The 23639-nt window shown below is 40.5% G+C and carries 19 protein-coding genes; 8 read left to right on the plus strand and 11 right to left on the minus strand.

All coding sequences use genetic code 11. The features are described 5' to 3' along the window. The first annotated feature begins 99 nt into the window (after window positions 1-99). Complete coding sequence (locus QUD05_RS30660; RefSeq protein WP_289799341.1) at window positions 100-2730, plus strand: DNA polymerase III subunit alpha; 2631 nt, start codon at window positions 100-102, stop codon at window positions 2728-2730. A 413-nt stretch (window positions 2731-3143) separates the two neighbouring features. Then, window positions 3144-3554 (plus strand): IS200/IS605 family transposase, encoded by a 411-nt coding sequence (tnpA, locus tag QUD05_RS30665; protein ID WP_289799342.1) that lies wholly within the window; start codon window positions 3144-3146, stop codon window positions 3552-3554. Between the two features lie 131 nt (window positions 3555-3685). Here the strand turns inward: tnpA and QUD05_RS30670 are convergent, their stop codons facing one another. From QUD05_RS30670 to QUD05_RS30700, 7 genes are all read right to left on the minus strand, one after another. Beyond that, entirely contained in the window at window positions 3686-5419 is a 1734-nt protein-coding gene (locus tag QUD05_RS30670; protein ID WP_289799343.1) for an Rqc2 family fibronectin-binding protein, read from the minus strand. Window positions 5420-5807: 388 nt separating this feature from the next. Next, entirely contained in the window at window positions 5808-7070 is a 1263-nt protein-coding gene (locus tag QUD05_RS30675; protein ID WP_289799344.1) for a glycosyltransferase family 4 protein, read from the minus strand. 317 nt (window positions 7071-7387) lie between these two features. Continuing rightward, a complete protein-coding gene (locus QUD05_RS30680; protein ID WP_289799345.1) occupies window positions 7388-7636 on the minus strand; it encodes a hypothetical protein in 249 nt (82 codons plus the stop codon). A 12-nt stretch (window positions 7637-7648) separates the two neighbouring features. Continuing rightward, window positions 7649-8221, minus strand: a complete 573-nt coding sequence (locus QUD05_RS30685) for a Uma2 family endonuclease (RefSeq protein ID WP_289799346.1) — start codon at window positions 8219-8221, stop codon at window positions 7649-7651. A 63-nt stretch (window positions 8222-8284) separates the two neighbouring features. Continuing rightward, window positions 8285-8833 carry a hypothetical protein gene (locus QUD05_RS30690; protein ID WP_289799347.1) on the minus strand — a complete coding sequence of 183 codons (549 nt, stop codon included), beginning with the start codon at window positions 8831-8833 and terminating at the stop codon, window positions 8285-8287. 44 nt (window positions 8834-8877) lie between these two features. Next, on the minus strand, window positions 8878-11040 hold the full coding sequence (gene recQ / locus QUD05_RS30695; RefSeq protein ID WP_289799348.1) for a DNA helicase RecQ: 2163 nt from the start codon (window positions 11038-11040) through the stop codon (window positions 8878-8880). Between the two features lie 169 nt (window positions 11041-11209). Continuing rightward, the gene (locus tag QUD05_RS30700; RefSeq protein WP_289799349.1) at window positions 11210-11446 is read right to left on the minus strand and encodes a hypothetical protein; all 237 of its coding nucleotides are present in this window, start codon (window positions 11444-11446) and stop codon (window positions 11210-11212) included. Window positions 11447-11635: 189 nt separating this feature from the next. On the opposite strand from QUD05_RS30700, the gene QUD05_RS30705 reads away from it, so the two are divergent. Further along, window positions 11636-11800: a hypothetical protein gene (locus tag QUD05_RS30705; RefSeq protein ID WP_289799350.1), complete on the plus strand. Its 165-nt coding sequence runs from the start codon at window positions 11636-11638 to the stop codon at window positions 11798-11800. Window positions 11801-11824: 24 nt separating this feature from the next. Here QUD05_RS30705 and QUD05_RS30710 read toward each other — a convergent pair whose 3' ends face one another. Together QUD05_RS30710 and QUD05_RS30715 are read right to left on the minus strand one after the other, a co-directional pair. Further along, entirely contained in the window at window positions 11825-13399 is a 1575-nt protein-coding gene (locus tag QUD05_RS30710; protein WP_289799351.1) for an AAA-like domain-containing protein, read from the minus strand. A gap of 138 nt (window positions 13400-13537) precedes the next feature. Further along, a complete protein-coding gene (locus tag QUD05_RS30715; protein ID WP_322687406.1) occupies window positions 13538-14944 on the minus strand; it encodes an AAA-like domain-containing protein in 1407 nt (468 codons plus the stop codon). Between the two features lie 425 nt (window positions 14945-15369). Between QUD05_RS30715 and QUD05_RS30720 the strand changes: the two genes are divergently transcribed. The 3 genes from QUD05_RS30720 to QUD05_RS30730 all read left to right on the plus strand — a co-directional run bounded on the left by QUD05_RS30720 (window position 15370) and on the right by QUD05_RS30730 (window position 18054). Then, complete coding sequence (locus QUD05_RS30720) at window positions 15370-16329, plus strand: protochlorophyllide reductase (RefSeq protein ID WP_289799353.1); 960 nt, start codon at window positions 15370-15372, stop codon at window positions 16327-16329. 338 nt (window positions 16330-16667) lie between these two features. Then, window positions 16668-17120, plus strand: coding sequence for a DUF29 domain-containing protein (locus QUD05_RS30725; protein WP_289799354.1), 453 nt, complete (start codon window positions 16668-16670; stop codon window positions 17118-17120). Window positions 17121-17433: 313 nt separating this feature from the next. After that, window positions 17434-18054: a TMEM165/GDT1 family protein gene (locus tag QUD05_RS30730; protein WP_289799355.1), complete on the plus strand. Its 621-nt coding sequence runs from the start codon at window positions 17434-17436 to the stop codon at window positions 18052-18054. A 179-nt stretch (window positions 18055-18233) separates the two neighbouring features. Here the strand turns inward: QUD05_RS30730 and QUD05_RS30735 are convergent, their stop codons facing one another. Further along, window positions 18234-19127: a tetratricopeptide repeat protein gene (locus QUD05_RS30735; RefSeq protein ID WP_289799356.1), complete on the minus strand. Its 894-nt coding sequence runs from the start codon at window positions 19125-19127 to the stop codon at window positions 18234-18236. Window positions 19128-19505: 378 nt separating this feature from the next. Here QUD05_RS30735 and patR point away from each other — a divergent pair, with 378 nt between their 5' ends. Further along, window positions 19506-20531 (plus strand): heterocyst master regulator PatR, encoded by a 1026-nt coding sequence (gene patR / locus QUD05_RS30740; protein WP_289799357.1) that lies wholly within the window; start codon window positions 19506-19508, stop codon window positions 20529-20531. A gap of 106 nt (window positions 20532-20637) precedes the next feature. Here the strand turns inward: patR and QUD05_RS30745 are convergent, their stop codons facing one another. Then, window positions 20638-21807, minus strand: coding sequence for a homocysteine biosynthesis protein (locus QUD05_RS30745; RefSeq protein WP_289799358.1), 1170 nt, complete (start codon window positions 21805-21807; stop codon window positions 20638-20640). A gap of 610 nt (window positions 21808-22417) precedes the next feature. On the opposite strand from QUD05_RS30745, the gene QUD05_RS30750 reads away from it, so the two are divergent. Beyond that, the gene (locus QUD05_RS30750) at window positions 22418-23308 is read left to right on the plus strand and encodes a DUF4231 domain-containing protein (RefSeq protein WP_289799359.1); all 891 of its coding nucleotides are present in this window, start codon (window positions 22418-22420) and stop codon (window positions 23306-23308) included. Window positions 23309-23639: the final 331 nt, after the last annotated feature.

A 23639-nucleotide genomic window follows, 5' to 3' on the forward strand; every position in this document is an offset into this window, starting at 1 on the left:
TGTTAATCTAAGATTCCGTTGCTTTGCAAAATCTGCCTCGAAAGGGTATACCACAAGGTAGGCCCCTAGAGATATCTTGGCTTGTGGTTGGAGATGCTTATGTCTTTTGTGCCTTTACATATTCACAGTGACTACAGTCTACTTGATGGGGCAAGTCAGCTACCAGAGTTGGTAGATCGAGCGATCGCACTGGGAATGAAAGCGATCGCTCTTACCGATCATGGTGTCATGTATGGAGCCGTTGAACTAATAAAAATCTGCCGTAGTCAAAATATTAAGCCGATTATCGGCAATGAAATGTATGTAATTAATGGCGATATTGAAAAACAAGAACGCCGCCCGAAATATCATCAAGTTGTTTTAGCTAAAAATACCAAAGGTTACAAAAATTTAGTAAAATTAACTACAATTTCTCACCTTCAAGGTGTTCAAGGCAAAGGAATTTTTTCTCGTCCTTGTATTAATAAAGATTTACTAAAACAATACCATGAAGGCTTGATTGTCACCAGCGCTTGTTTGGGTGGAGAAGTTCCCCAAGCCATTCTTAGTAATAGACCAGATGCAGCCCGGAAAGTTGCTCAGTGGTATAAAGATGTATTTGGTGATGATTATTATCTAGAAATTCAAGACCACGGCTCCCAAGAAGACCGAATTGTGAATGTTGAAATAGTTAAAATTGCTAGGGAGTTAGGCATTAAAATTATTGCGACTAATGATTCACATTTTATTTCTTGTTTCGACGTTGAAGCCCACGACGCTTTGCTATGTATCCAAACGGGCAAATTAATTATTGAAGATAAGCGGATGCGTTATAGCGGCACAGAGTATCTCAAATCTGGTGAAGAGATGCGGCAGTTATTTCGCGACCATTTGCCGGATGATGTAATTGCCGAAGCGATCGCAACTACGGAAGAAGTCGCTGATAAAGTCGAGCCTTACCATATCATGGGTGAGCCTCAGATTCCTACACCTCCCATTCCCTCTGGTCATACTGCTGACACTTACGCCGAAGATGTTGCATGGAACGGACTTTTAGAACGCTTAAATCGCAAATCTCGCCAGGAAGTTGATTCCGTCTATAAAGAAAGATTGGAATACGAACTGAAAATGATTCAGCAGATGGGTTTTTCCAAATACTTTTTAGTTGTTTGGGACTACATCAAATTTGCTAGAGATAATAATATTCCTGTAGGGCCAGGTCGGGGTTCGGCGGCTGGTTCATTAGTCGCTTATGCGATGCGAATTACTAATATTGATCCTGTACATCATGGGTTACTATTCGAGCGTTTCTTGAACCCAGAACGGAAATCCATGCCTGATATTGATACGGATTTCTGTATTGAACAACGGGATAAAGTTATTGATTATGTCACTGAGAAATACGGCGCAGATAGAGTTGCTCAAATTATTACTTTTAACCGCCTAACTTCTAAAGCAGTTTTGAAAGATGTCGCCAGAGTATTAAATATTCCCTATGGGGAAGCTGACAAAATGGCGAAAATGATTCCTGTGGTACGCGGGAAACCAACGAAACTCAAGGTAATGGTTTCCGATAAAACTCCAGAACCAGAGTTTAAAGATAAATATGATAAAGAACCCCATGTTCGCCATTGGCTTGATATGGCAATGCGAATTGAAGGAACTAACAAAACTTTTGGTGTTCATGCAGCAGGTGTGGTAATTTCTGCCGATCCACTTGATGAAATTGTCCCGCTACAGAAGAATAATGACGGTTCTGTAATTACCCAATATTTCATGGAAGACTTGGAATCAATGGGTTTGTTGAAAATGGATTTTCTGGGTTTGCGGAACCTGACGCTGATTCAAAAAACTGTAGATTTGATTCAAGAAACGAGAGGATATCGGGTTGATCCTGATGAAATTCCTCGCCAAGAAAGAAAAGCCCAGAGGATATTAGCTAAAGGTGAACATAGCAGTTTACCTAAAGATGTCCAAAAAACTTATGAGTTATTAGAAGCAGGTGAGTTAGAAGGAATATTTCAATTAGAATCTTCTGGTATGCGTCAGATCGTGCGAGATTTGAAACCTTCTAATATAGAAGATATTTCTTCAATTTTGGCACTTTATCGACCGGGCCCATTAGATGCGGGACTGATACCTAAATTTATTAACCGCAAACATGGTCGAGAAAAAATTGATTATCAACACCAAGTTCTGGAACCAATATTAGACGAAACCTATGGAATTATGGTCTATCAAGAGCAAATCATGAAAATTGCTCAGGATATGGCTGGATATTCTTTAGGACAAGCTGACTTGCTGCGTCGGGCGATGGGTAAAAAGAAAGTTTCGGAGATGCAAAAGCAGCGAGAAAAATTCGTGGATGGCGCAGCGAAAAATGGTGTTCAGAAAAAAGTTGCGGATGAATTATTTGAGCAAATGTTGAAGTTTGCTGAATATTGTTTAAGTTATGACACGGAAATATTGACAGTAGAATATGGATTAATGCCGATTGGAGAAATTGTCGAAAAAGGCATTGAATGCAGTGTGTACAGCATTGATAATAATGGAAATATTTACACGCAACCTGTAGCACAATGGCACGATCGCGGTGAACAAGAGGTATTTGAATATTGTTTGGAAGATGGTTCAATAATTCGGGCGACAAAAGACCATAAATTTATGACTGTTGATGGTCAAATGTTGCCAATTGATGAAATATTTGAACGGGAATTGGATTTGATGCGGGTAGAGGGTTTACCGAATTGAGATGAGGGGTATTAGTTTTAACTATTGTGGGGTGGAAACCGCGTAAAATTAAAGAAGATGCGCCAATAATACCAGGGTTTGATGGGTTTTAGTTGGTGGCATCCCGCTAACCAAATTCATTGGTTTAGCAACCAAACCGCCAGTTTAGCAACCAAACCGCCAGGGAATAGAATTCCCTGTCTAATGGTGCAAGTCCTCTAGAAGAGGACTAGAAAAAACTTGGTTTAATTATTCACTAGTTTCACATAGTCGTCTTCAGATGACTTTAGCTTTCAGACAGGGAATTTCATTCCCTGGCTGGCTGCTGGCTGCTGCCTTCTGGCTGGCTTACGGACACTGCTAATATGATAATTTTTTCCAGCAATATGGGAAACATAAATGTATGTAAATAAATACAAAATTTAAAAAATATTATGTCTCTGTGGCGACTTTATTATCATATTGTTTGGGCAACAAAAAAACGCCAACCTCTAATTACCTCCGATAAAGAAACTGAGCTTTATAATTACATCATTAATAAATCCAATAGTTTAAATTGTAGACTCCATGCCATTGGAGGTATTGAAGACCACATACATTTAGTAGTATCTATCCCGCCGACAATAGCGATTGCAGAGTTTGTGAAAAAAATTAAAGTAAGTAGTTCTCACCATTTCAATCACAATCTTTACCCTACATCAGAAAAATTTACTTGGCAAGAAGGATATGGTATATTTTCTTTGGGCAGTAAGCAACTTGAGCAAGCTGTTATATATGTTCAAAATCAAAAAATACATCATCTTGAAGGCACAGTAAATTCCCATTTAGAAAAAGCAGGCGCATAACCAAGAAAAAGAAACTGCTAATATCTACGGGCAACTCAAAGCTGATTAATTTAATCAATTTGCACCCAGAGAAAAAAGTAAGCGGAGAAAAACTAAAATAACTGATTTAGGTTTTGGTGAAGTAAAGAGCGTCATTTTGAATTTTGAATTGTTAATTGCGGTTTTCCCCAAAGTATGGTTTCCTGCTTGTAAATGGCAATTCCCGGTTTTGCTCCTTTGGGTTTGTAGACGTGTTTTGGCTGAGTGTAAACTACTGGCACTTGATCGCTTTGACGGGCGCGACTGTAGTATGCAGCAAGATTAGCTACAAATTGCAAATCACCTTCTTCTGCAACAGCACCCGGTTCTAAACGTAGTAATACATGACTTCCTGGAATTTCTTGAGCGTGGAACCAGATGTCATAATCCCCTGCTACACGGAAGGTCAATTGGTCATTCTGGCGATTGTTACGACCGATTAATACTTCAAAGCCACTGGGGGTAAAGTAACGATGAAAGTTGGTGCTGGGGGGTTCATTGGCACTGCGGCTGCGATATTCTGGATCTTCCAGATACTTTTGCCCAATCAACTCTTCACGGATTTCTTCTAAAGCTCGCAAATCTTCTGCTGTTTGGTAATTATCTATTTGGCTTATCGCAGCTTCTACTTGCTCTAAATAATCAATTTCTGTCTGCACTTCCAATAGTAGCGGTTCCACAGCAGCACGAGCGCGTTTGAGCTTTTGGTGCTGTTTGTAAAGACTTTGGGCATTTTGGACGGCATTTTTATCTGGCTGAAGTGCGATCGCAATTGGCAAATTTGTCTCAAAATCAGCAAGGATAATTTCTTTCATCCCCGGTTCCCAGTTTTGCAAATGAGCCATCAATAAATCAGCTTTCTGTCGATACTCATCGGCTTGATCTGATTGCTGCAAGCGCGTCTGAAAGGTTTGAGCTTTATTCCGTAATTTCGTCAGAATATTATTTAATTTCTGACTCAACTGATGGCGCAATTGAGAAAATAACTGTTGGTCAATTTGGTTACTGTAGTATCGGTTAAGTAACTCCTGGATATTTTTGACCTTTTCAACTGCACCCCAACCCATTACGGTGTAACCATCTTTTGTCCAAGCGGGTTGAAATTCTTTGGAATCTAGTGCTTGCAGCCATTCTTGCCAACGCTCAAACAACCGTCCCCAGTCGTCGGGGTTGAGAGTATCGGTAGATGTTTCTGGCGCGATATTTGCTTCTAGCAGCATTAACTCCACTAGTGCAGCACTTAAGCCACTATAACTTTTGAGCAATTGCCGCTTGATTGCTCCTGGGACTAAACTTACCCGTTCTTGCCAACGTTCTTGAGATTCGCCCAAACTGGGGACAGTTCCAGTCAGTTTCGGTGGGGTTTCATAAGGTTGTCCGGTTTGGATGGGACGGACACTAGATTGTTGCTGACTGACTTGATGGGCGGCGGTGATAATTATATTGTTAGCGTCGGTGAGAATAACGTTGCTATACTTGCCCATGATTTCTGCATAGACATGATACAGGGCGCTTTCTCCGGGACGACGAGCAAATTGCAAATCAATAACCCGCTCCCAAGGAGCGATCGCTTCAATCGCCACCAGTGCTAAACCACCCAATTGGTGTATTAATTGTTGACTAAAGGTAAAGGTATCTGGCGATCGCGGTGGCGGATCACCAATACAAATATGGGCAGCTTGGGGATGCCAAGAAATCTGTAGCCAATCTCGCTGTTGTAGGGTGCGTAATGCCATCACAATCGTGTAGCGATCGCGCTGGTAAACCTGTTCTAAGCGTGATGGTAGCCAGTTAGCGCGGATTTCGCTACAAGCAGCTGTGAGAGTGGTAAAGTCAACTGGTTGCAAAGCGATTAGTTTTTAACATTCAAATGGTAGCGATCGCTATGCTTTTATTTTTGTTTAGTTAAAGCATAACAGACCTCAACTATCATAGCGGTTACTTGGTTTGGTGATAGCTGCGAATCAAAAAACGCAGAGTTCTATCATGAGATAGACTTCTACGTTGAGGTGACAAGTTACTTTTTTATACAGTTTGTGTTTGGTGTTGAGTTTTCCAAGCTCAGGCGATGCCTACGGCGGGCTTCTCTACGAGAGGCTACGCCAACGCCTACGCTGCCAAAGTTAAACCCAAAATCTTATCCGAGTTACTCACGCATCATTATCTGTTACGCAAGAGAATTATTTAGCAACCAAAACTGGTTTTAACTGGCTTTTTTGCTGTTGAGTCCACTAGTTATTTTGCTGTTGACGCTATTGGTTGTGGCTGCAACAATTGGGTGTAAAGTTCACTCAGCTGATTTGCTACACCATCCCAGCTAAATTTATTTTCGACGCGCTTTCTACCAGCTTTACCCAATTCATCTCGCCATTCTGGATTTAAGAGAATTCGGTCTATGGCAGACGCAAAGCTATCTACATCTTGTGGTGGAGCCAATAAACCAGTTTCTTCATTAACTACAGTAAACTGAAGTCCGCCGACATCACTTGCTACCACTGGTGTACCGCTTGCCATAGCTTCAATCGCCACTAGTCCAAAGGGTTCATAATGACTGGGAACAACACAAACATCAGCAGCTGCGTAATAAGTTGGTAGAATCTCTTGACTCAGACGACCAGCAAAGATAGTAAAGTCGCTCATTCCCAATTCGTTGACGATTTGCTCAATGCGATCGCGCTCTATCCCGTCACTGTTACCTGGAGTGCTACCACCACCAATAATTAGCTGGGGATTGTTGGAATCGCGTAGCCCAGACTGGTTTACTGCCCGCACCAAGGTTTCTATACCTTTGCGTTGGTCAAAACGCCCTACATACAACACAACTTTGGCTTCTTTGCCAATTCTCAATTCCGCCCTAGCTGCTTCTCGTGCAATCGAACCAAAGCGCTGAATATCTGTACCACAGGGAATGATGTCGATACTGCCTTTTGTGGAAACTAGCGATCGCATATGTTGCTGTTCTTGTGGACTTGTCGCTACAATTCGCTCTGCTTTTTCCAACACATCTTTTTCCACGGCTAATCGCTTATTAGCAATCAAAGGAATATCTTCTACAGTGTTGTACTTGACTGCTCCTAAGGAGTGGTAGGTGTGAACCTGTTTACTCTTTTGGATTTCCTTTAACTTCATGCCCACCCAACCAGAGAGCCAATAGTTAGTGTGAACCAATTGGTATGTAATGTCATTTTCTACTTGAAATTGGAGGAGATTATCCACAAATTCTTGCAGATATTCAAAAATCTCATCTCGCGGCACAAACTCAAGAGGGCCAGCTTTTAAACGAATAGTTCGACAATTGTCGCTATGTTCAACAATCGAGTCTTGCTTCAGACTCACCTTGCGGGTAAACATATCAACTTGCCATCCTAGCTGTGCTAGTGCTTTGCCCACCTGGCGTACATAAACATTTTGTCCTCCAGCTTCTTCTTTGCCTATTTCAACCGCCGGATCTCCGTGGACTGAAATCAAGGCGATACGTTTTTCGGTGGTAGAGTTCATAGTTTGTGTGTTGCTGATTTTGACAAAGATTGATTACGATATGTCTAATTTTTTTACATCCTCTGCCAGAAGTATACTTTTAGATTAAACATTACAACTATTTTCAGGTAAATAGACCACCCCCTAGGGGCAAAGCATTGCTATGCCCTTACGACAGATGTGGTTCAAATACATGAAAACTGCAAATACAAATAGATTAAATACAAATATTGAATTTGCTCTCCACCCAGAGACTCAAATCTCCGACTTCTGTCTTCTGTGAGGATACAGCGAATAAGGGGTCTGACCCCCTAACCGATTTCAGAACAGCAACAGCGTTAGGAAAAAATTAATTTTTTCTTGTTGATTTTATCGCCCAAGGGGATTAAAAAAAGCCCAAAACCGTAACCAACTTGCGTCAGCACAGAGATGCTACCCGCTTCGCCTTCACTGACTCGAAAAGATGATGCAATATCTTTGAGGATTGGCTGATTATAATAAACATTAGCAACACAGACACCAGATGCGATCGCCATAGTCACTACCTGGACTTTAGTTAATCCGCTACTTGAGATTTGTTTTTCCATTCCACCTCAAATTTATACAGGAAAAAACTGGTCTACAGTACAGCTAAAACCAGGCAATAGTGGAGAAATTATATTATCATTACTAAATAAGGTTGCTACCAAGTTAAGTTGACTTTGTTCGCGTCGATAGACCTCTAGTTTACGCGATCGCCAATCAGCAATCCAATATTCTTTTACTCCTCTGGAAGAATAAAGTTTAAGTTTTGCTTCCTTATCCCGTCTTTCATCTGACTTACTTTCAGACAAGACTTCGACTACTAAATCTGGTGCGCCAGTTAAATGTCCCGCTTCATCCAATGTTAGCGCCAAGGTTTCTTTAGTAGCCCAAACTACATCAGGAATTACATTATCTGATTCTGAAAACAAAACACCGGGATTGATTACAGCTTCTCCTAAACCAGTAGACTCTGACCAAATGTTAAGCTGTTGAAAAATTCTGCCGCAAGTTTGCTGATGTTTAAAGTGAGGTGCCCTGGTCATAAATAATTCTCCATCAACTATCTCGTAGCGCGTCCCTTCATTTTCTGCAAATAGTTCCACATCGTGAATTGTCCAGCGTACTCCTGTATTAAGTATCTGACTCATTGGCTAACTCCTTTGATATTGCTCTTGTATTTTAATCATAAGATTTAAATTGAGCTTTCTTATCTAGTTTTTCAAAAAACAAATATATGAGCAAATAGTAAGACTTAAACAAAATGTACCAAATAAAACGCAAAACCAGCCACCTAATATAAGTGGGTTAGAATTGTCTTGAGTGAGTGTCAGAACTTTCTGTTGAGAATCATTTACAAAGGCATTAATTTTGTCAGCAAGTTTTTGTGCTGATGGTTGCCAGTAGGAGGAGTTAGAAATGCGATAATCTTTTCCATCCTTGATAACAGGGGCGACATAATATTGTTTGCCTCCATCATCATTGATTGCCTTAACTTCTACGCCCATCCATAAATCTAATTCCGAATAAATTTTCACAGACGACTCCCACCAATCTCGATTAGTCAACTGACAATTGATGTGTTTTGGTGTTCGCTCACAAGAAAAAGTGGTAATCTTCTCTGGTGCAGATATTAACTTGACTCCAAATGCAATAAGCGAAACACAAAAAAGCAAATATATAAAGTTAAAGCAGTGTATTGATTTTGGCATATTTGAGAGTTTTGATTTATCTCTCTCGTTATTTTTTTGATTGTCATTCATAACAAAACAATCATTGTGTTTTTTTATTACTTGTCCTAAGCAAATTATCTCTTGCGATTTTCACGCCGCCACTTACTCCGTACTAAGCGAATTTCATCAAAAGTGTACCTTTCGCCTAGTTGTTCTTTGATGGGAGTGAGAGAAATGTCACCGAGTACTTCTAAAACCTGCCAAATTTTTTGTTGATGTTCTATAGGTACTAATTGATTTAAATCAACTGGCTGATTTTTCTCAATAAGTTTTTCTAGATGACTGCTAACTGTTGCTGGACTAAGGTTGCGCTTTTGGGCAATTTGAGCAATATTTAAACCTTGTTGATGCAATTGTAATGTCTGTAATTCGGTGTAAGAAGAAGATGATTTGGGAGAAGACACGGAAGTAGCAGATTTATTTTGCAAACCTTTTTCTTGGCGGTAGGCGCGAATTTCTGTAATAAACTTTTCGCCATATTGAGCGAGTTTGTGACTACCTACACCAGAAAGTTTGGCAAATTCAGCTAAGTTTTGAGGTTGCACCTGTACCATCAATTTTAAAGTGGAATCATGGAAGATCACGTAAGGTGGTACAGATTGCTCATCAGCTAATTGTTTACGGAGCGATCGCAACTTCTGTAATAATATTTCTGCAACTTCTGCTTTTTCACTCCCCTGTTCCCAGCTAATCTTTTGGACTGTGGTTACAGCTAGCGAAACTGTGCGCTGTTTTCGCATTACTTCCCAACTGTGGGCATTTAGTTTTAAAACTGAGTAACCATCGCTAGTTTGTTCTATTAACCCTTGATGTAAAAGCGATCGCCCCAACATTCGCCATTCATCTACAGTTCTATCTTTACCAATACCATAAGTAGAAAGTTTATCGTGTTCGTACTGGAGAATTTTGTCTTTTTTTGCCCCTCGCAACACATCGATTATGTGTAGCATCCCAAATCTTTCTTTGCAACGCGCCACACAAGATAAAAACTTCATGGCTTCAACTGTCCAATCTTGCATGGGTTTGGGATGACGACAATTGTCACAGTTACCACAATTCCCAGGAAACCTTTCTCCAAAATAACCTAGTTGAATCGTTCGCTTAAAATCAGTGCCTTCAGCATAATCGATCATCTGCCGCAGTTGTTGTTTAGCAATCAACTGTTCTTGAGGATCAGTTTTTTGATCGATACTCCATTCAATTGTTTTAACATCACCAAAGCTGAAAAATATCGTACACCGAGATGGTTCTCCATCTCTACCTGCTCGACCCGATTCTTGATAATAACTTTCTATATTTCTGGGCATATCAAAATGAACTACAAGCCGCACATCGGGTTTATTAATTCCCATCCCAAAGGCAACTGTTGCTACCATCACCCGGACATCATCTCGAATAAATCGCGTTTGATTACTACTACGTTCCTCATCAGTTAATCCGGCGTGATAAGGCAGAACACCAATTTTATCATTTTGTAGTTTAAAAGTGAGTTCATCAACTTTTTTACGAGTTAAAGAATAAATAATTGTCGAACCTTCAGTTTCTCGAATTAGTTCTAACAATTCAGCGTAAGCATATTTAGTTTTAGGACGAACTTCATAATAAAGATTTTCACGATTAAAGCTAGCAAGATGAATGCTAGGTTGCTTTAGCCCTAATTGTTGAATGATATCACTACGGACGCGATCAGTTGCTGTGGCGGTGAGAGCGACCGTAGGAACATCAGGATAACGTTTCCGCAGAGATTTCAACTGGCGATATTCTGGACGAAAATCGTGTCCCCATTCCGAAACACAATGCGCTTCATCAATAGCGAAGCTAGAAATCCCGATTTTTTCTTTAACTAAATCGAGAAACGGTAGAAACCTTTCACTCAAGAGGCGTTCAGGGGCGACGTAGAGTAATTTTACTTTACCGTTGAGGATGGCTTCTTCCCGCGATCGCACTTTGTAAGCGTTCAAACTGCTATTGAGAAATGTCGCGTTAATATTATTATTTCGCAGTGCTTCTACTTGGTCTTGCATCAAAGCAATTAACGGCGAAACTACCACAGTTAGTCCATTTTTCAACAATGCTGGTAGCTGAAAACATAGAGATTTTCCCCCGCCAGTCGGCATCACAACCATTAAATCTCGATTTTGCAGCGCATCTTCGATAATTTGCCGTTGTCCGGGGCGGAATTGGTCATAACCGAAGTGATATTTTAGCGCTTGTTCGAGATGGGGATACTGAAGCATAGCGATCGCTTTTTCGGAGGCTGTCTGCGTGAGTAGTGATTGAAGATATCAGGATTTTAACTCACATCATTGGTAGCCTTGGTCAGAACTTTCTATTCTGGCTTGTAAGTCAGCATGACGACGAGTAAATTTTCGGAAAGCTCTTTTAAATTTGCTCGTGATAACTAACTTATACATCGGCTGCACTTGGGTTATTGAGATATTCCCGTAATTCTTGAATTGCTTCGGTAGCAGTCTGGACTTTGAACCTACCTGCTTGAAATTCAGCAATGGAAGCTGCTGCATCTGACGCAATTTCATCTCGCCGACTTTCAATAATTCGGTTTTTGAGAATTTGTACCAGTATTTCTTGCTGCTCTAAAGTAAGCTCCATTGCGGCATCTAAAACTCTATCTAGGTTACTCAATTGCTTGATCCTCTTAATTATTTGCGTTGATAACAGAACTCGTAAGATATAAAAAACTTAAAAGTCTTATCCTTATCGCTTTTGAGCTTCGTCAAACTCATATTAATTTATCGCACTAAATCAACCTTTATACATGAGAGATGTCTACAACGGGTGGTTCCTGAGCGCAGCCTCTCGTAGAGAAGGGCTATGCCTACGTTTGACTTTAAAGACTGTCGCTACAATATTAGCGATCGCACTTGTATTGAGCTAATAAACATCGTCATAAGTAAGTCAGCATTACGACGAGTAAATTTTCGGAAAGCTGTTTTAAATTTGTTCGTGATAACTAACCTATACATCGGCTGCACTTAGATTATTGAGAGTTTTTTATGATCGTTATTCTGAGGTTTCCCTAGCAGTTTTTGACTTTGGACAGTGAGGAAATTGAAGGGGTGTAGTCGGCTCGGCACATTTTAGCTGTGATTCTAAAACATCAATCTTTCGTAAAAGCGATACTCCCCACACTATAGAAATCACCAACTTGATAGTCATACCCACGAGCAAAAGTGTCACTATTGTGGCATTTTTCTTTTGTTGAGCTAGCCTTTTTTGTTGCTCAAAAAGTCGTGCTTCGACTTCTTGAGCGCGTTCAGCCTCTAATGCTTGCTGTACTTCTCGCCGATCTAATTCTTCACTAGCAGCTAAAAACCGATAATCTAAGTTACTCAAGCTTTTACCATTTGCCCACGTTTGAGCATCGATCAAGGCTTGTCCACGCAAGAGGCGAGATTTATCTTTTTCCTCTGAGGCTACCCATGCATTAAAGGTTTCGTAGTAGGGGCGCAAGTAAGCTAATTTTTTTCCAACCCATTCTAAATTAAAAACTTCTTGATAAATTCGGTTTTTTACTTGGAGACAACCTTGTTTTTTGATTACCAAACCAGACAGCAACAGTTCTACCTGTTCTCGACTATCATCGGCTGTTACTTTCAATCCTTGGAGGATTTGTTGATAAATTCCTAACAATCTGGCGGCAAATTTTTCGTTTCTGAGAATGCGATCGCGAATAGTTCGTAAATGCTCTGGTTCATCTTGTGATTCCCATTTCTCGATGATGTACGATCGCACCACATTTTCTATCCAAAATTCTTCTGTGCCAGGAGGAATTTTCAGCTTTCTACCTATATCATCTTGAGATAAACTCACAAGTAATCGACACAGCTTTTGAGTAAGAAATGGTTGTCCATCTGTCCAAGCTAATACTTCTTTCAACACTTTTTGAGGATGGTTGTCTTTAATATCTAGTCCCAAAGAAAGTGGTTGAGCTTCTTCAAAGGTGAAACCATTTACTTGGATGGTTTTACCAAGATTAAAGGGGGTAGTATTATTTTGATATATAATTAAGTCTGAAGGTGTAGCAACCCCAAAAATTGCAAATGTAATCCGATAATACTCTGGATTTATTGCCCGTTGATTGTAACAAAACCGAATCAATTTAAAAAAGTCATCAACAGAGAAATTGAGGCTGAGTATACTATCAACTTCATCAATAAAAATAAATAACTTTTCATTAGGAAACTGAGCTAACAAAATTTCCGAAATAAATCTACTGGTTTTCTGAACTAAAGAAAGATCGTTTTGTTCTTGCCACCAGGTTTTTAAATTAACTTTTCCTAACAGTTTAAAACTCAACCATAAATCGCCGACAACTCCTTTATACCACTGTTCTGGAGTTATATTTTCACAACCAATATTAGTCATATCAACGGTGGCACATCTAAAGCCCTCTTTTTGCAAGCGGTGCTTTGTTTTTACCATAAGTGAGGATTTACCCATTTGTCTACAGGTTAAAATGTGGCAAAATTCACCCTGTTTTAAAGCTTCGTAAAGTTCTACATCCGCTCGGCGCTGAACATAGCTAGGAGCATCATTTGTAAGAGTACCACCAACTTGGTATCGATAATTTTTCATTTAATTGATTTTAATTTTAAATTATTTCTATATCTCAATCAATAAATGTGCATAGGTAAATTTGATAACATGCTCATAATTTCGATGAGATATTAGGTTCATAGTAAAAACTATAGTATTTACTATGAACTCTTAAAACTAGTGCGGAAGTTTAATAGAAGCATTAGCACTATTTTGCTTTCTAAACTGTTGACTAAAATAAAGACGATATAATTCACACATGGCACTAGCTTGATTGCCATTTAGTTGAACCAAACCCATACTTTCTAGTTTATAAGCAGCGATCGCATTTAACTCCACTTTTTCATTTGTTGCAATTACCTGCTCCATAGCTGACATTAATTCTGGTTCTTCTTGCAGTAGTGTCAACAGTTCTCGTAAATGTTGACCGTAAATTCCTATTGCTATAGATGCAGTTTCTAATAACACCTCCAGCGTCATTTCTCCCTGACATAGATGATAAAATGCAAGATTCACCAGATAGGGATGTCCTCCTACCATTGCTTGTAGGGGTGCAAGGCGTTTTATCCCTTCCGAGTTTCCTGCCCAATCTAGTCCGTAACGTAATGCTAAATTCTGTACCTGCTTGAGGGTAAATGGTGGCAGTGTAATTGTTATCCCTACATTGAAAGGCGATTGGTTGAGCTTAAGCGGAATATAAATTTCTGTGGTGTGAACCACTACCATCCGTAGTTTTTGCCAAGTCTGATCTTGCTTTGCTTGTTCATGCCAAAATCGCAGCATTGGCAGAAAGTCTTGGGCAATATTGGGATGTTCAAAAATCCGATGGACTTCATTCAAGGCCAAAACTAAAGGACTATCATTAATGTATTGCAACAGATAAGCTTCAAAATAGATTTTGCAGCTTACCTTGCTGCCCATTTCTATATCCCAAAAATCATCTACACAAGGAAGGAGATTTAACTGCCTACTGACATTTACACAAAACCAACGTAAAAATTTATCCAGGGAAGCAAAAACGTCTTGGTCAGCTTCTTGAAAGTCCAAATAGACAATTTGATAATCTTGCTCTTTAGCATAAGCAATCATCCGATTGAGCAGAGAACTTTTTCCCATCTTTCTAGGTGCTTTGATCCGGATTAAGCAACCAGGGTGTAAAACCTCATTACAAACAAGTTCTTCCAGGGAAGGGCGATTGATGTAAAAAGGAGAACCTAGCGCTACAGGACCGCTAGGAAATTCTATCTTGCTTGCTGAAAAAAAGTCTGGAGAAACCATTTTTAAGCTAGATTCTTCACCGAACTTTTCTTGGATCTGATTTTCTTGATTACCTATCTCGTCTTGGAAGTGTTTATTTAAGGCTAAATGCAGATTTTTTTTCGTTATTCTTTTTCCAAGTGCTACAGAAAGGTCTTGCCACAACTCAGAACCAACTTCCTTGATGTAATTGTTGCCGTAGCCTGACACCTCTGCCATCTCACCATAAGTTTTACCCAACCACGATTGATAGAGCACAAACCACTGAATTGAATCGAGAGGCTTGTCTTGGAGAATTTTTTTTACAGATTGTAGAAGCTTATCCACAGTGTATAAATTGTTAAACAGGTAGGCAATTTACTTATAGCGGTTCTAGGTTTAGTAAGGTATGAGAACCCCACCCCAATCACCTCCCCACTAGCGAGAAGGTAACTATGATGTACCTTATATGATTAGGAAACGCTATAAAATTTTTAGCCCAGTAATAATATACATCTGAAAAAATACTTGAAACCAGAAAAATTCAACATTGCATTGATACAATTTTAAACTCTATTAGTAAATCACAAATATTATTGTAATTATATTTTTTGGAGCAGTTTTTGTATAATTATATACTTTTTTTATTAACTATTAGTCTCTTTTATTTGGAGTACGAGGTTAGTTCAGCCTAATGCAGCCTTGAAAAAGCTGATGACAATCATGGCTCACTGGTATGAGATCCTAGAGACAGTCAATGGAGTGCGAACACAATGGAACAACATCAGAAGCCAACGGTTGTAATTACGGGTGCCTCTTCGGGGGTGGGTTTGTATGCTGCAAAAGCTCTTGCTGATAAAGGATGGTATGTGATACTGGCATGTCGGGATTTAGCGAAGGCACAAAAAGCTGCTCAAGCTGTGGAAATCCCCTACAACAGTTATACCAGCATACATATTGACCTTGGCTCCTTGGAAAGTGTTCGACAATTTGTGAAGAACTTCCGAGCCACTGGCAAGTCTTTAGATGCTTTGGTGTGCAACGCTGCAATTTATATGCCCTTAATCAAAGAGCCTTTACGCAGTCCAGAAGGTTACGAGTTAACTGTCACTACCAATCATCTGGGGCATTTCCTTTTGTGCAACCTGATGATAGAGGATCTGAAGAAATCATCTTTAGAACCAAGGCTGGTAATTTTAGGAACAGTTACGCACAATCCAGACGAACTCGGTGGAAAGATTCCACCACGTCCCGACTTAGGCGATTTACAAGGCTTTGCAGAAGGGTTTAAAGAGCCAATATCGATGATTGATGGCAAGAAATTTGAACCAGTCAAAGCTTACAAAGACAGCAAAGTTTGCAACGTGCTGACTATGCGGGAACTGCACGAGCGCTATCACGAGTCAACCGGTATCGTCTTCAATTCTCTTTATCCGGGATGTGTTGCAGAAACGCCGCTATTTAGAAACCACTATCCCCTGTTTCAGAAAATCTTCCCATTATTCCAGAAGTACATCACTGGAGGATATGTGTCTCAAGAGTTAGCGGGAGAACGGGTTGCTGCTGTGGTTGCCGATCCTGAGTATAATCAATCCGGTATTTATTGGAGTTGGGGAAATCGTCAGAAGAAAGATGGCAAGTCTTTTGTGCAAAAAGTCTCTCCTCAAGCCCGTGATGATGACAAAGGCGATCGCATGTGGGAACTAAGTGCCAAATTGGTTGGACTTGCATGACGGAACAGGACTTGGCGTTACCCTTGTGCATGATTCATAAATTCATTTTTTTGAATGAATTAGTATTATTGTGCAGGTAAGTAATGCTTGAGGTGATTAAGCTAAAACACATCTAATTTGCAGATAAAATTTTCTCAATATCTTGTGGGGTGGGCATCTTGCCCGCCCTGATTATGCAACTTAAATGCTGATTAGCTTATTACGTCACCTCTAACTTTATTAAAGTTGTAGACAATTGGCAATTACTTTAGTCCGTAGGGTGCGTTAAAGTTTAACGCACCGATGTTAATTGTAAAGATATGTGAGATATTATCTAAAGATTTCTGATGGAAACTGCTATGTCTTCCCTAAAGGCACATTCCCAAACCCTATATGAAACTGATTACTTGCAATGGATAGAAACGACTGTAGAAAAATTGCAAAGTGAGGATTACGCAAACGTTGAGTGGGAGAACCTAATTGAAGAAATTGCCGATATGGGAAGGAGTGAGCGCCGGAGTCTCAAGAGTAATCTGATTGTAATTCTCATCCATTTGCTCAAATGGCAATTTCAGCCCGATAAAAGAAGCGGTAGCTGGGAAGGAAGCATAATTGAACATCGTAGACGTGTCAAAGAAGCTCTAGATGATTCACCTAGTCTCAAATCCTATCTTGAGATAGTTTTTGCTGAGTGTTACACACAAGCGGTTAAGCAAGCAAAAGCTGAAACTGGCTTGTCAATGGAATCCTTTCCTCTGAACTGCCCATACCAGCTAGCAGAAGTCACAGATGATGAGTTTTTACCTCAGTAAGCCCTGAATCGGTCTGTATGTAACGCTTCACTCTACAGTTATACCTCGATATTAGCTACTCTCTTGACTTAATATATGGAAAATATGTATAATTACGAACGCATANGAAGGGGAGTAGCTGCTGGCAAAAAACTTGAAAGCCAGTACATCTGAATCAACATACTGGCGATGAGCCTGGTTCAGGTGGCAAATAATTAATATNNTTGAAAGCGAGACCTTCACTAAGTTCACACCGAAAAGTGTAAACTTGGTGAGGTCTTTTGGCTCTCATCAAGCTTCACATCGGTAAACGATTCTTCAGGAGCTTGAGAGAGTGTTAACAGCTTTTACCGCAGGTTTATTACTAATTACAGTTTCAGAACTAGGCGATAAAACGTTTTTTATCGCTGTAATTTTGGCAATGCACCACCCGCGGCGGTTGGTATTTATAGGTGTGACAGCTGCTTTAGCCGCGATGACAATCCTTTCGGTGATATTTGGACAAGCGGTATCTTTTTTACCAAAAGTTTTTATTCATTACGCTGAAATAGCTTTATTTATTGCCTTTGGTATCAAGCTGTTGTATGACGCTAGTAAGATGTCCAATGCTGCTTGTGATACAGAAGTTGTACAAGAAGCGGAAGCTGCGGTGAAACAAGCAGATTTGCAGTTGCCAAAACAAAAGACTGGTTTGGCAATTGTCATAGAAGCCTTTGTGTTGACATTTATGGCAGAGTGGGGCGATCGCACCCAAATTGCCACTATTGCTCTAGCAGCAGGTAATAATCCGATTGGAGTGACAATAGGTGCAATTTTAGGACATGCCATTTGTGCTGCGATCGCAGTTATCGGCGGCAAAATGATTGCCGGACGCATTTCTGAGCGTCAACTCACCCTGATTGGCGGATGCTTGTTTTTAGTCTTTGGTATTGTTGCTGCCATTGAAGGAGCGTGAGGGGAAGAAGCAGGGGAGCATACTTCTCTACGAGAGGCTGCGCCAACGACTGCGCTCAGTAACCAGCGGGGCAGGGGAGACAAGGGGGACAAGGGGGGACAAGTCTCTCCCTTATCTCCCCCCTCTTCCTTGTCTACCTTGTCTCTTCTCCATGCCCCATGCTCAACGCCCCATACCCATTACTTAGGCGTACTTTCCGGTAAAGATGCGGGAGAGGTAGCAGATTTAGGAATGGGAGAAACCGTTCCTGCCTTCTTAATTTCGTCTCTGTACTGAGCAGGTGCTAAAGCTGCGGCACTATCAAACAAAGGTTTTGCATCTGCATCTTTGCCCTGTTGTTTCAAGAGCATCGCTTTTGCCACAACGGGGCGAAAATCCTTGGGATCTTTCTTAATTGCCTGGTCATAAACAGAGCTAGCTTGAGCATAACGTTTCTGGGAAGCATGAACAGAACCTAACAGCACCTGCACCGCTACTATATCGACACTTCCAGGCTGAATTGTATTTGCTTGGGCTGCATTAGCGAGGGTTTCTTGCAACAAACCAATGGCTGCTTCGGGTCGTTGCTGACTGATCAATAAAGCCACCATTCCTTGCAAAGCCTTCAAATCGCCTGGTTTCGTCGACAAAATCGAGCGATAAGCTTGAGCGGCTCCTTCGCGATCGCCAATTTGCTGTTTGGCTTGAGCTAGTAACACTGAATATTCTGACTGTTCGGGATTCAGCTTGGCTAGCTTTTCTAAAGGTTCAATGACAACTTGGATATCAGCTGGTTTAACCTCACTTTTATCTTTTTGACTCAGTAATTGCAGCCGCGCCTGTAACAGACCCTTAAGCGCAGTCTGATTTTCTGGTTCCCTTTGCAAAACCTGTTCATAACCCCGTGCTTCGTCTTCCAGTTTTGATTTTTGGTCAGCGGAGGTCAAACTGCCTCTAGTGCTAGCGGTATTTTGGTTTGAGGGTGGCGTATTATTAAATGCTCCAATTATGGGAATCACCGAAACACCCACAAAAGCAAGAATTGCCACCGCTAAGACGACTTGAACTATCCAACGATTGCGCGGTTGAGACACGGTTTTGTCTTTCTCCTAAATTTTAATGACATTATCATTTACACAAATCGTAAAGTTAAAAATTTCCAAAACTTTGCGGAATACCGCCAATTGCCTGTGAATTTTATAACAATTAACTATCCACACTGCTAAAGTAAGTGATGACTTTAGGAGGAGCCGTCAGAATTGTAGCTATGATATGCTTCCGAAACTAGTGTAAAGCCGCTAAATTAGACATTTAGTGTTTATACATTAAATTTAGCGCCTTTAGGATTGTATAGAGTACCCTAGTGTGATTTTGTGAAAAGCCAATATACTTTCATCAGTCGCACAAATGCTCTTTCCAGCTGCCTTTGTAAAATCCCACAATGGGATGTGTCTCCGCCGCAAGGAGTTTTTATGAATTCCGACCTGATGCCGTTGCCTGAATCTTCCAATTCTTCTGCCTCTAACCAGGGCCCAACTAACGTAGAGGCAGCCGCTAATGTTCATATAGCAGCCCAGTCCTCTAAACAAGTTGACAATTTGCCTGTCAACACCAGCGAGACTGACTCAAATGGGAACTTGATTAATCGCCAGCAACCGATTCCGCCTCCCAGTGAACCGATGCAGTATCGAGCGATCGGCTTAGTCCGGGGTCGCTATCATGCTAGCAGCGAACAATTTACTCAAGGTACGTTGCTGACTCCAGATGGTGTAGAACTCAATGCCGTCCTCCTAGGCCGGATTATGAGCTTAGTCAAGAATCATCTAGACTTAGAAAAAGAACACTTGTGGGTAGTATATCCACGTACTAGACAAGAAAATGATACCTTGCACATCCAAATCGTCGGAGTTTGGGAACCAGAAAATCTGGCTAAAAACTCAACAGATGAGGACGAATCGGATTTGGAGTTGCAAGAGTTAGAGACACTCGATGATGGCTTATCCGAAAACTCTGAACTAAATACAACTGCCCTGAAACCTTCATCAGAAGTTGCAGATGGTGGTTTTTCTGTTCGTGGTGAAGTAGTATACCAATCTTTTGATGCTAAAAGCTTGGTAGTCAAAATTAGACAGGCTCCACGCAAATCAACTGACAAACCCAAATATTTTAAGTTGAAATTGAGGGGTGTGCTAACCACCAAAGCAGTGGGAAAATTTTGGGACTTCCAAGCCAAGCGGGAAGCAGACGTTTTGATAGTAGAAAAAGCCGAGGCGATCGCTGATTTGCCCAAAAAACGCAAACCACCATTTAAAGGTGGGCCTCGTGCTGGTATTGGTGGTGCTGGTGGTAGAAAACCATTCCCCCCCAGACGCACTGGCGAAACCCCTCGTCCCATCAAGAAAACAAGTACAGGCGGCGACCCTTCAGTGGTGTCAAAACCTATACCAAGAACACCCACTCCTAAACCCATCAAGCGACCGAAACCGACTCAAGAGTAGGGTATGGGGAAATTCAATTTTGGATTTTGGATTTTAGATTTTGGATTAAATTCCAATCTAAAATCCAAAATCTAAAATCTAAAATTCTTACTCCCCACTCCCCCAATCAAAAATCCGTCCGACGGTCTTGGGGTAGAAAAGATCGCTCCATCGGAATTGGAGAAACTGGTTCTGTCAGGGTAAACGTACCTGCTTCGATCCACTTTTTCAACTCTAGGGCGACTTGCCTAGAAAAAAACAAACTCGCTAAGGGGGCAGAGCGTACTGCTTTGCCCTCTATAGTTATCCGCCCAGATTTGAGTTGGGCGTAACTCACCAAACCAAAGGTGGGACGGACACGCCGGGGAATGGAAAAATCTACTATTGGGGCTACTAAGTCTTGATCTTGGACGGCGCAGTGTTCAATTACTTGTTCATTTAATACAGGTAGTGGTACACCAACCCCTAACATTAATGAGGGGCCATAACTTTTGAAGTAACACCCCCGCACCCAATGAGCATCCATTTGCTTGGCATCACCAATTAAAGCTAAAGTGGCAGAAGGCCCAATCGGTGTACGATTAGCTAAACGCTTTTGTAAGGGGAAGTGCTGAGTGCCTTCCCAAGCGACATAGCCAATACCGCCGCCTAAAAAAATTCGAGTACCTATACCAACGAGTTGCAAATCGGGATCGTTGAGTAAGGGGGAAATCGCACCTGGGTTAGAATAAACCGCATTCCCCAGACGTGGTTGTAAAGGGCCGAGATATGTAAAGAGAGGGCGATCGCCACCATTGACACCAACAATAAAATTTTGATAAAGATTGCGCGGATTAAATAAATAAAACTGATTAATTGTGTCACTGGTAATTGTAGTTTCAAAATTTGCTCTGGGGTAACAATCTGTTACTTGTCCTTGCGCTTTCACGTGTATAGATTTACCAGCGATCAAATCTTCGATTACATGACCGCCACCACGTTCTCGCACTTCTTCCCCGTCTGTCGTCTCCACAGCGCAACTCGCACCTAAATATAAATCTACTGCCCCAAAACCAGAGTATGCTGGTACACCATCTAACCAACAACGACGAATTTTTATTGGGGGATCGGTATGTCCCAGATTGATAATTGCACCACTTGATTCCATCGGCTCAAAAGTACCAGTGGTAATTACATCGACTTCTTTAGCAGCTTTAGTAACACCGATTTCTATAACTCGTGCTTTTAATTCTTCAGTTGTCAACACCACCGCACGTTGGCGCTTAATTTTCTCGTTAATTTCTGCAATTGTTCGCATCTTATCAGTGCTTAGGCTTCCTGGTGAGTGGGAAATGGGGATTAGGGAGTAGGGAAAAGAAATTTTTATTGCTCTTTGTGAGCGCAGATGATCGAGACTATTGGATAATTTCATCTCCAAATGGCGATCGCCAATCTCTGCGCGACAGCTTACCCCGAATAAAGATAAATTCCAAAAAATAATTCAAGTATTGCAAAATTAAAATGATAGATTTTTTGGGGCAAACAAGCTGCCTGTATCCAAAATAGTTTTGATTCTACGTAAAATTACCATAAAAAAAGCCTTGCATTATCAATCAAATGTATGTATGGTTAGGATTAAGTGGACTTACTGGACTTAAATAATTTTACGTCAACCGAAAGAAACATTTCTGGTTTTTGTAAAGCATTATAAGCCAACTAGTCAATCGCAAAGTGGGAGTTAATCGCAGATACTAGAAAGTTTTGAGAAGGTAGAAATTATTTAAGAGCATTAATAGAAGCGAAGTATAAGCAAAAATAAGTTGCTTTATGGCGGACTTGTTCTGACTTCTACCTCCTCAAAGCAATTCTACTTATTGCTATTGATTTGATTGCTACATTTGACCCGATAATGAATTGAGTAAGAGGCAATGACTACTTCAGAATTAGCTAATCTTGAGCAAAAAAAACAAAGTAAGATTTCCGATAGGATTGAAAATTTATCCTCTTCATCAGATGAAAAAAAGTTATTTAACCTGAAGGTAATAGAGTATTTATTACTTGCAGCTTTTGTCTCTGCTGGACTTTTTATTATTTTTCTTTCAGATGATAAAACAGTTGTAATTTCTGGAGCAGTATCTCTAACTTTTTTGTTTTTTTTGTTGCTCATCAATAGACAAGTATATCAGAACTATAAGCAGGCCGCTTATAAATCTGAACTCACCAAAAAAGCTGAAATTTATAGTTATTTATTGACCAATCCTAATTCCTGGGATAAAGATACACTGACTCTGACAAGAGGGAAAGCTTTACAATACAGCCAAGACTTAATTGACGATTATAAAAGAATTAGGGGTTTATCAAGGAACCTTTACTATAGTTTGCAAATTGCGACAGTGATTTTATCAGGAGTCACACCGATTTTAGTTCTGGTAGACAAATTAGAAGCAGGACAAGCATGGCTGAAGTGGCTCCCTGTGCTTTGCCCAGCTATTGCTTCTATAGTTGCTAGTATAGTTACCTCTTTTCCTTTTCAGAAGAATTCGCTTGCTGCTAATACAGCCGTTGAATTATTAGAAGCGGAACAAGAGAAATTTATATTGGGCGTGACTCCGCCTTATCGTTGTTATGATGTATCTGACGAAACCCAACAGCAACAAAAGGCAAGTCAGGCATTAGAATATTTTATTGTTCAAGTGAACAATATTCATCTCAACCAATTGCAACAAACTAGTGAGACGCAATCAGAGAAGACAGAATCAGCTTCATCTAATGAGTCAAACAAAGCAGAAGCAGAGGTAACAAACCAGAACAAACAATAGCGGATTAGTTAATTGTTTCCATGCTTATAGTTATTCTTTCAAATAGGATTTCTTCAGACTGACTCAAAAGTATGAGATTCCCAACTTTTTTAAGAAGTTGGGAATCTTATTGTTTTTGCACTCCAGCACTCATTATCCCAATCGTTTCAAAATTTGCAATAATTCACATAACTCGTGTCATTGAGTTTTTTTACTTTCCAGGGATTATTGTTGCTATCATCGTTTAAGGCAAGAGACGCGATGAATCGCCGTCTCTACAATAATTGGTCTTTCGTCTTGACGGCGATTTATAGCATCTTTGTTGATCTAAAATTTTCATCAAAAAACCTGA

It is taken from the genome of Nostoc sp. GT001, from assembly GCF_030382115.1.
Lineage (GTDB): Bacteria > Cyanobacteriota > Cyanobacteriia > Cyanobacteriales > Nostocaceae > Nostoc.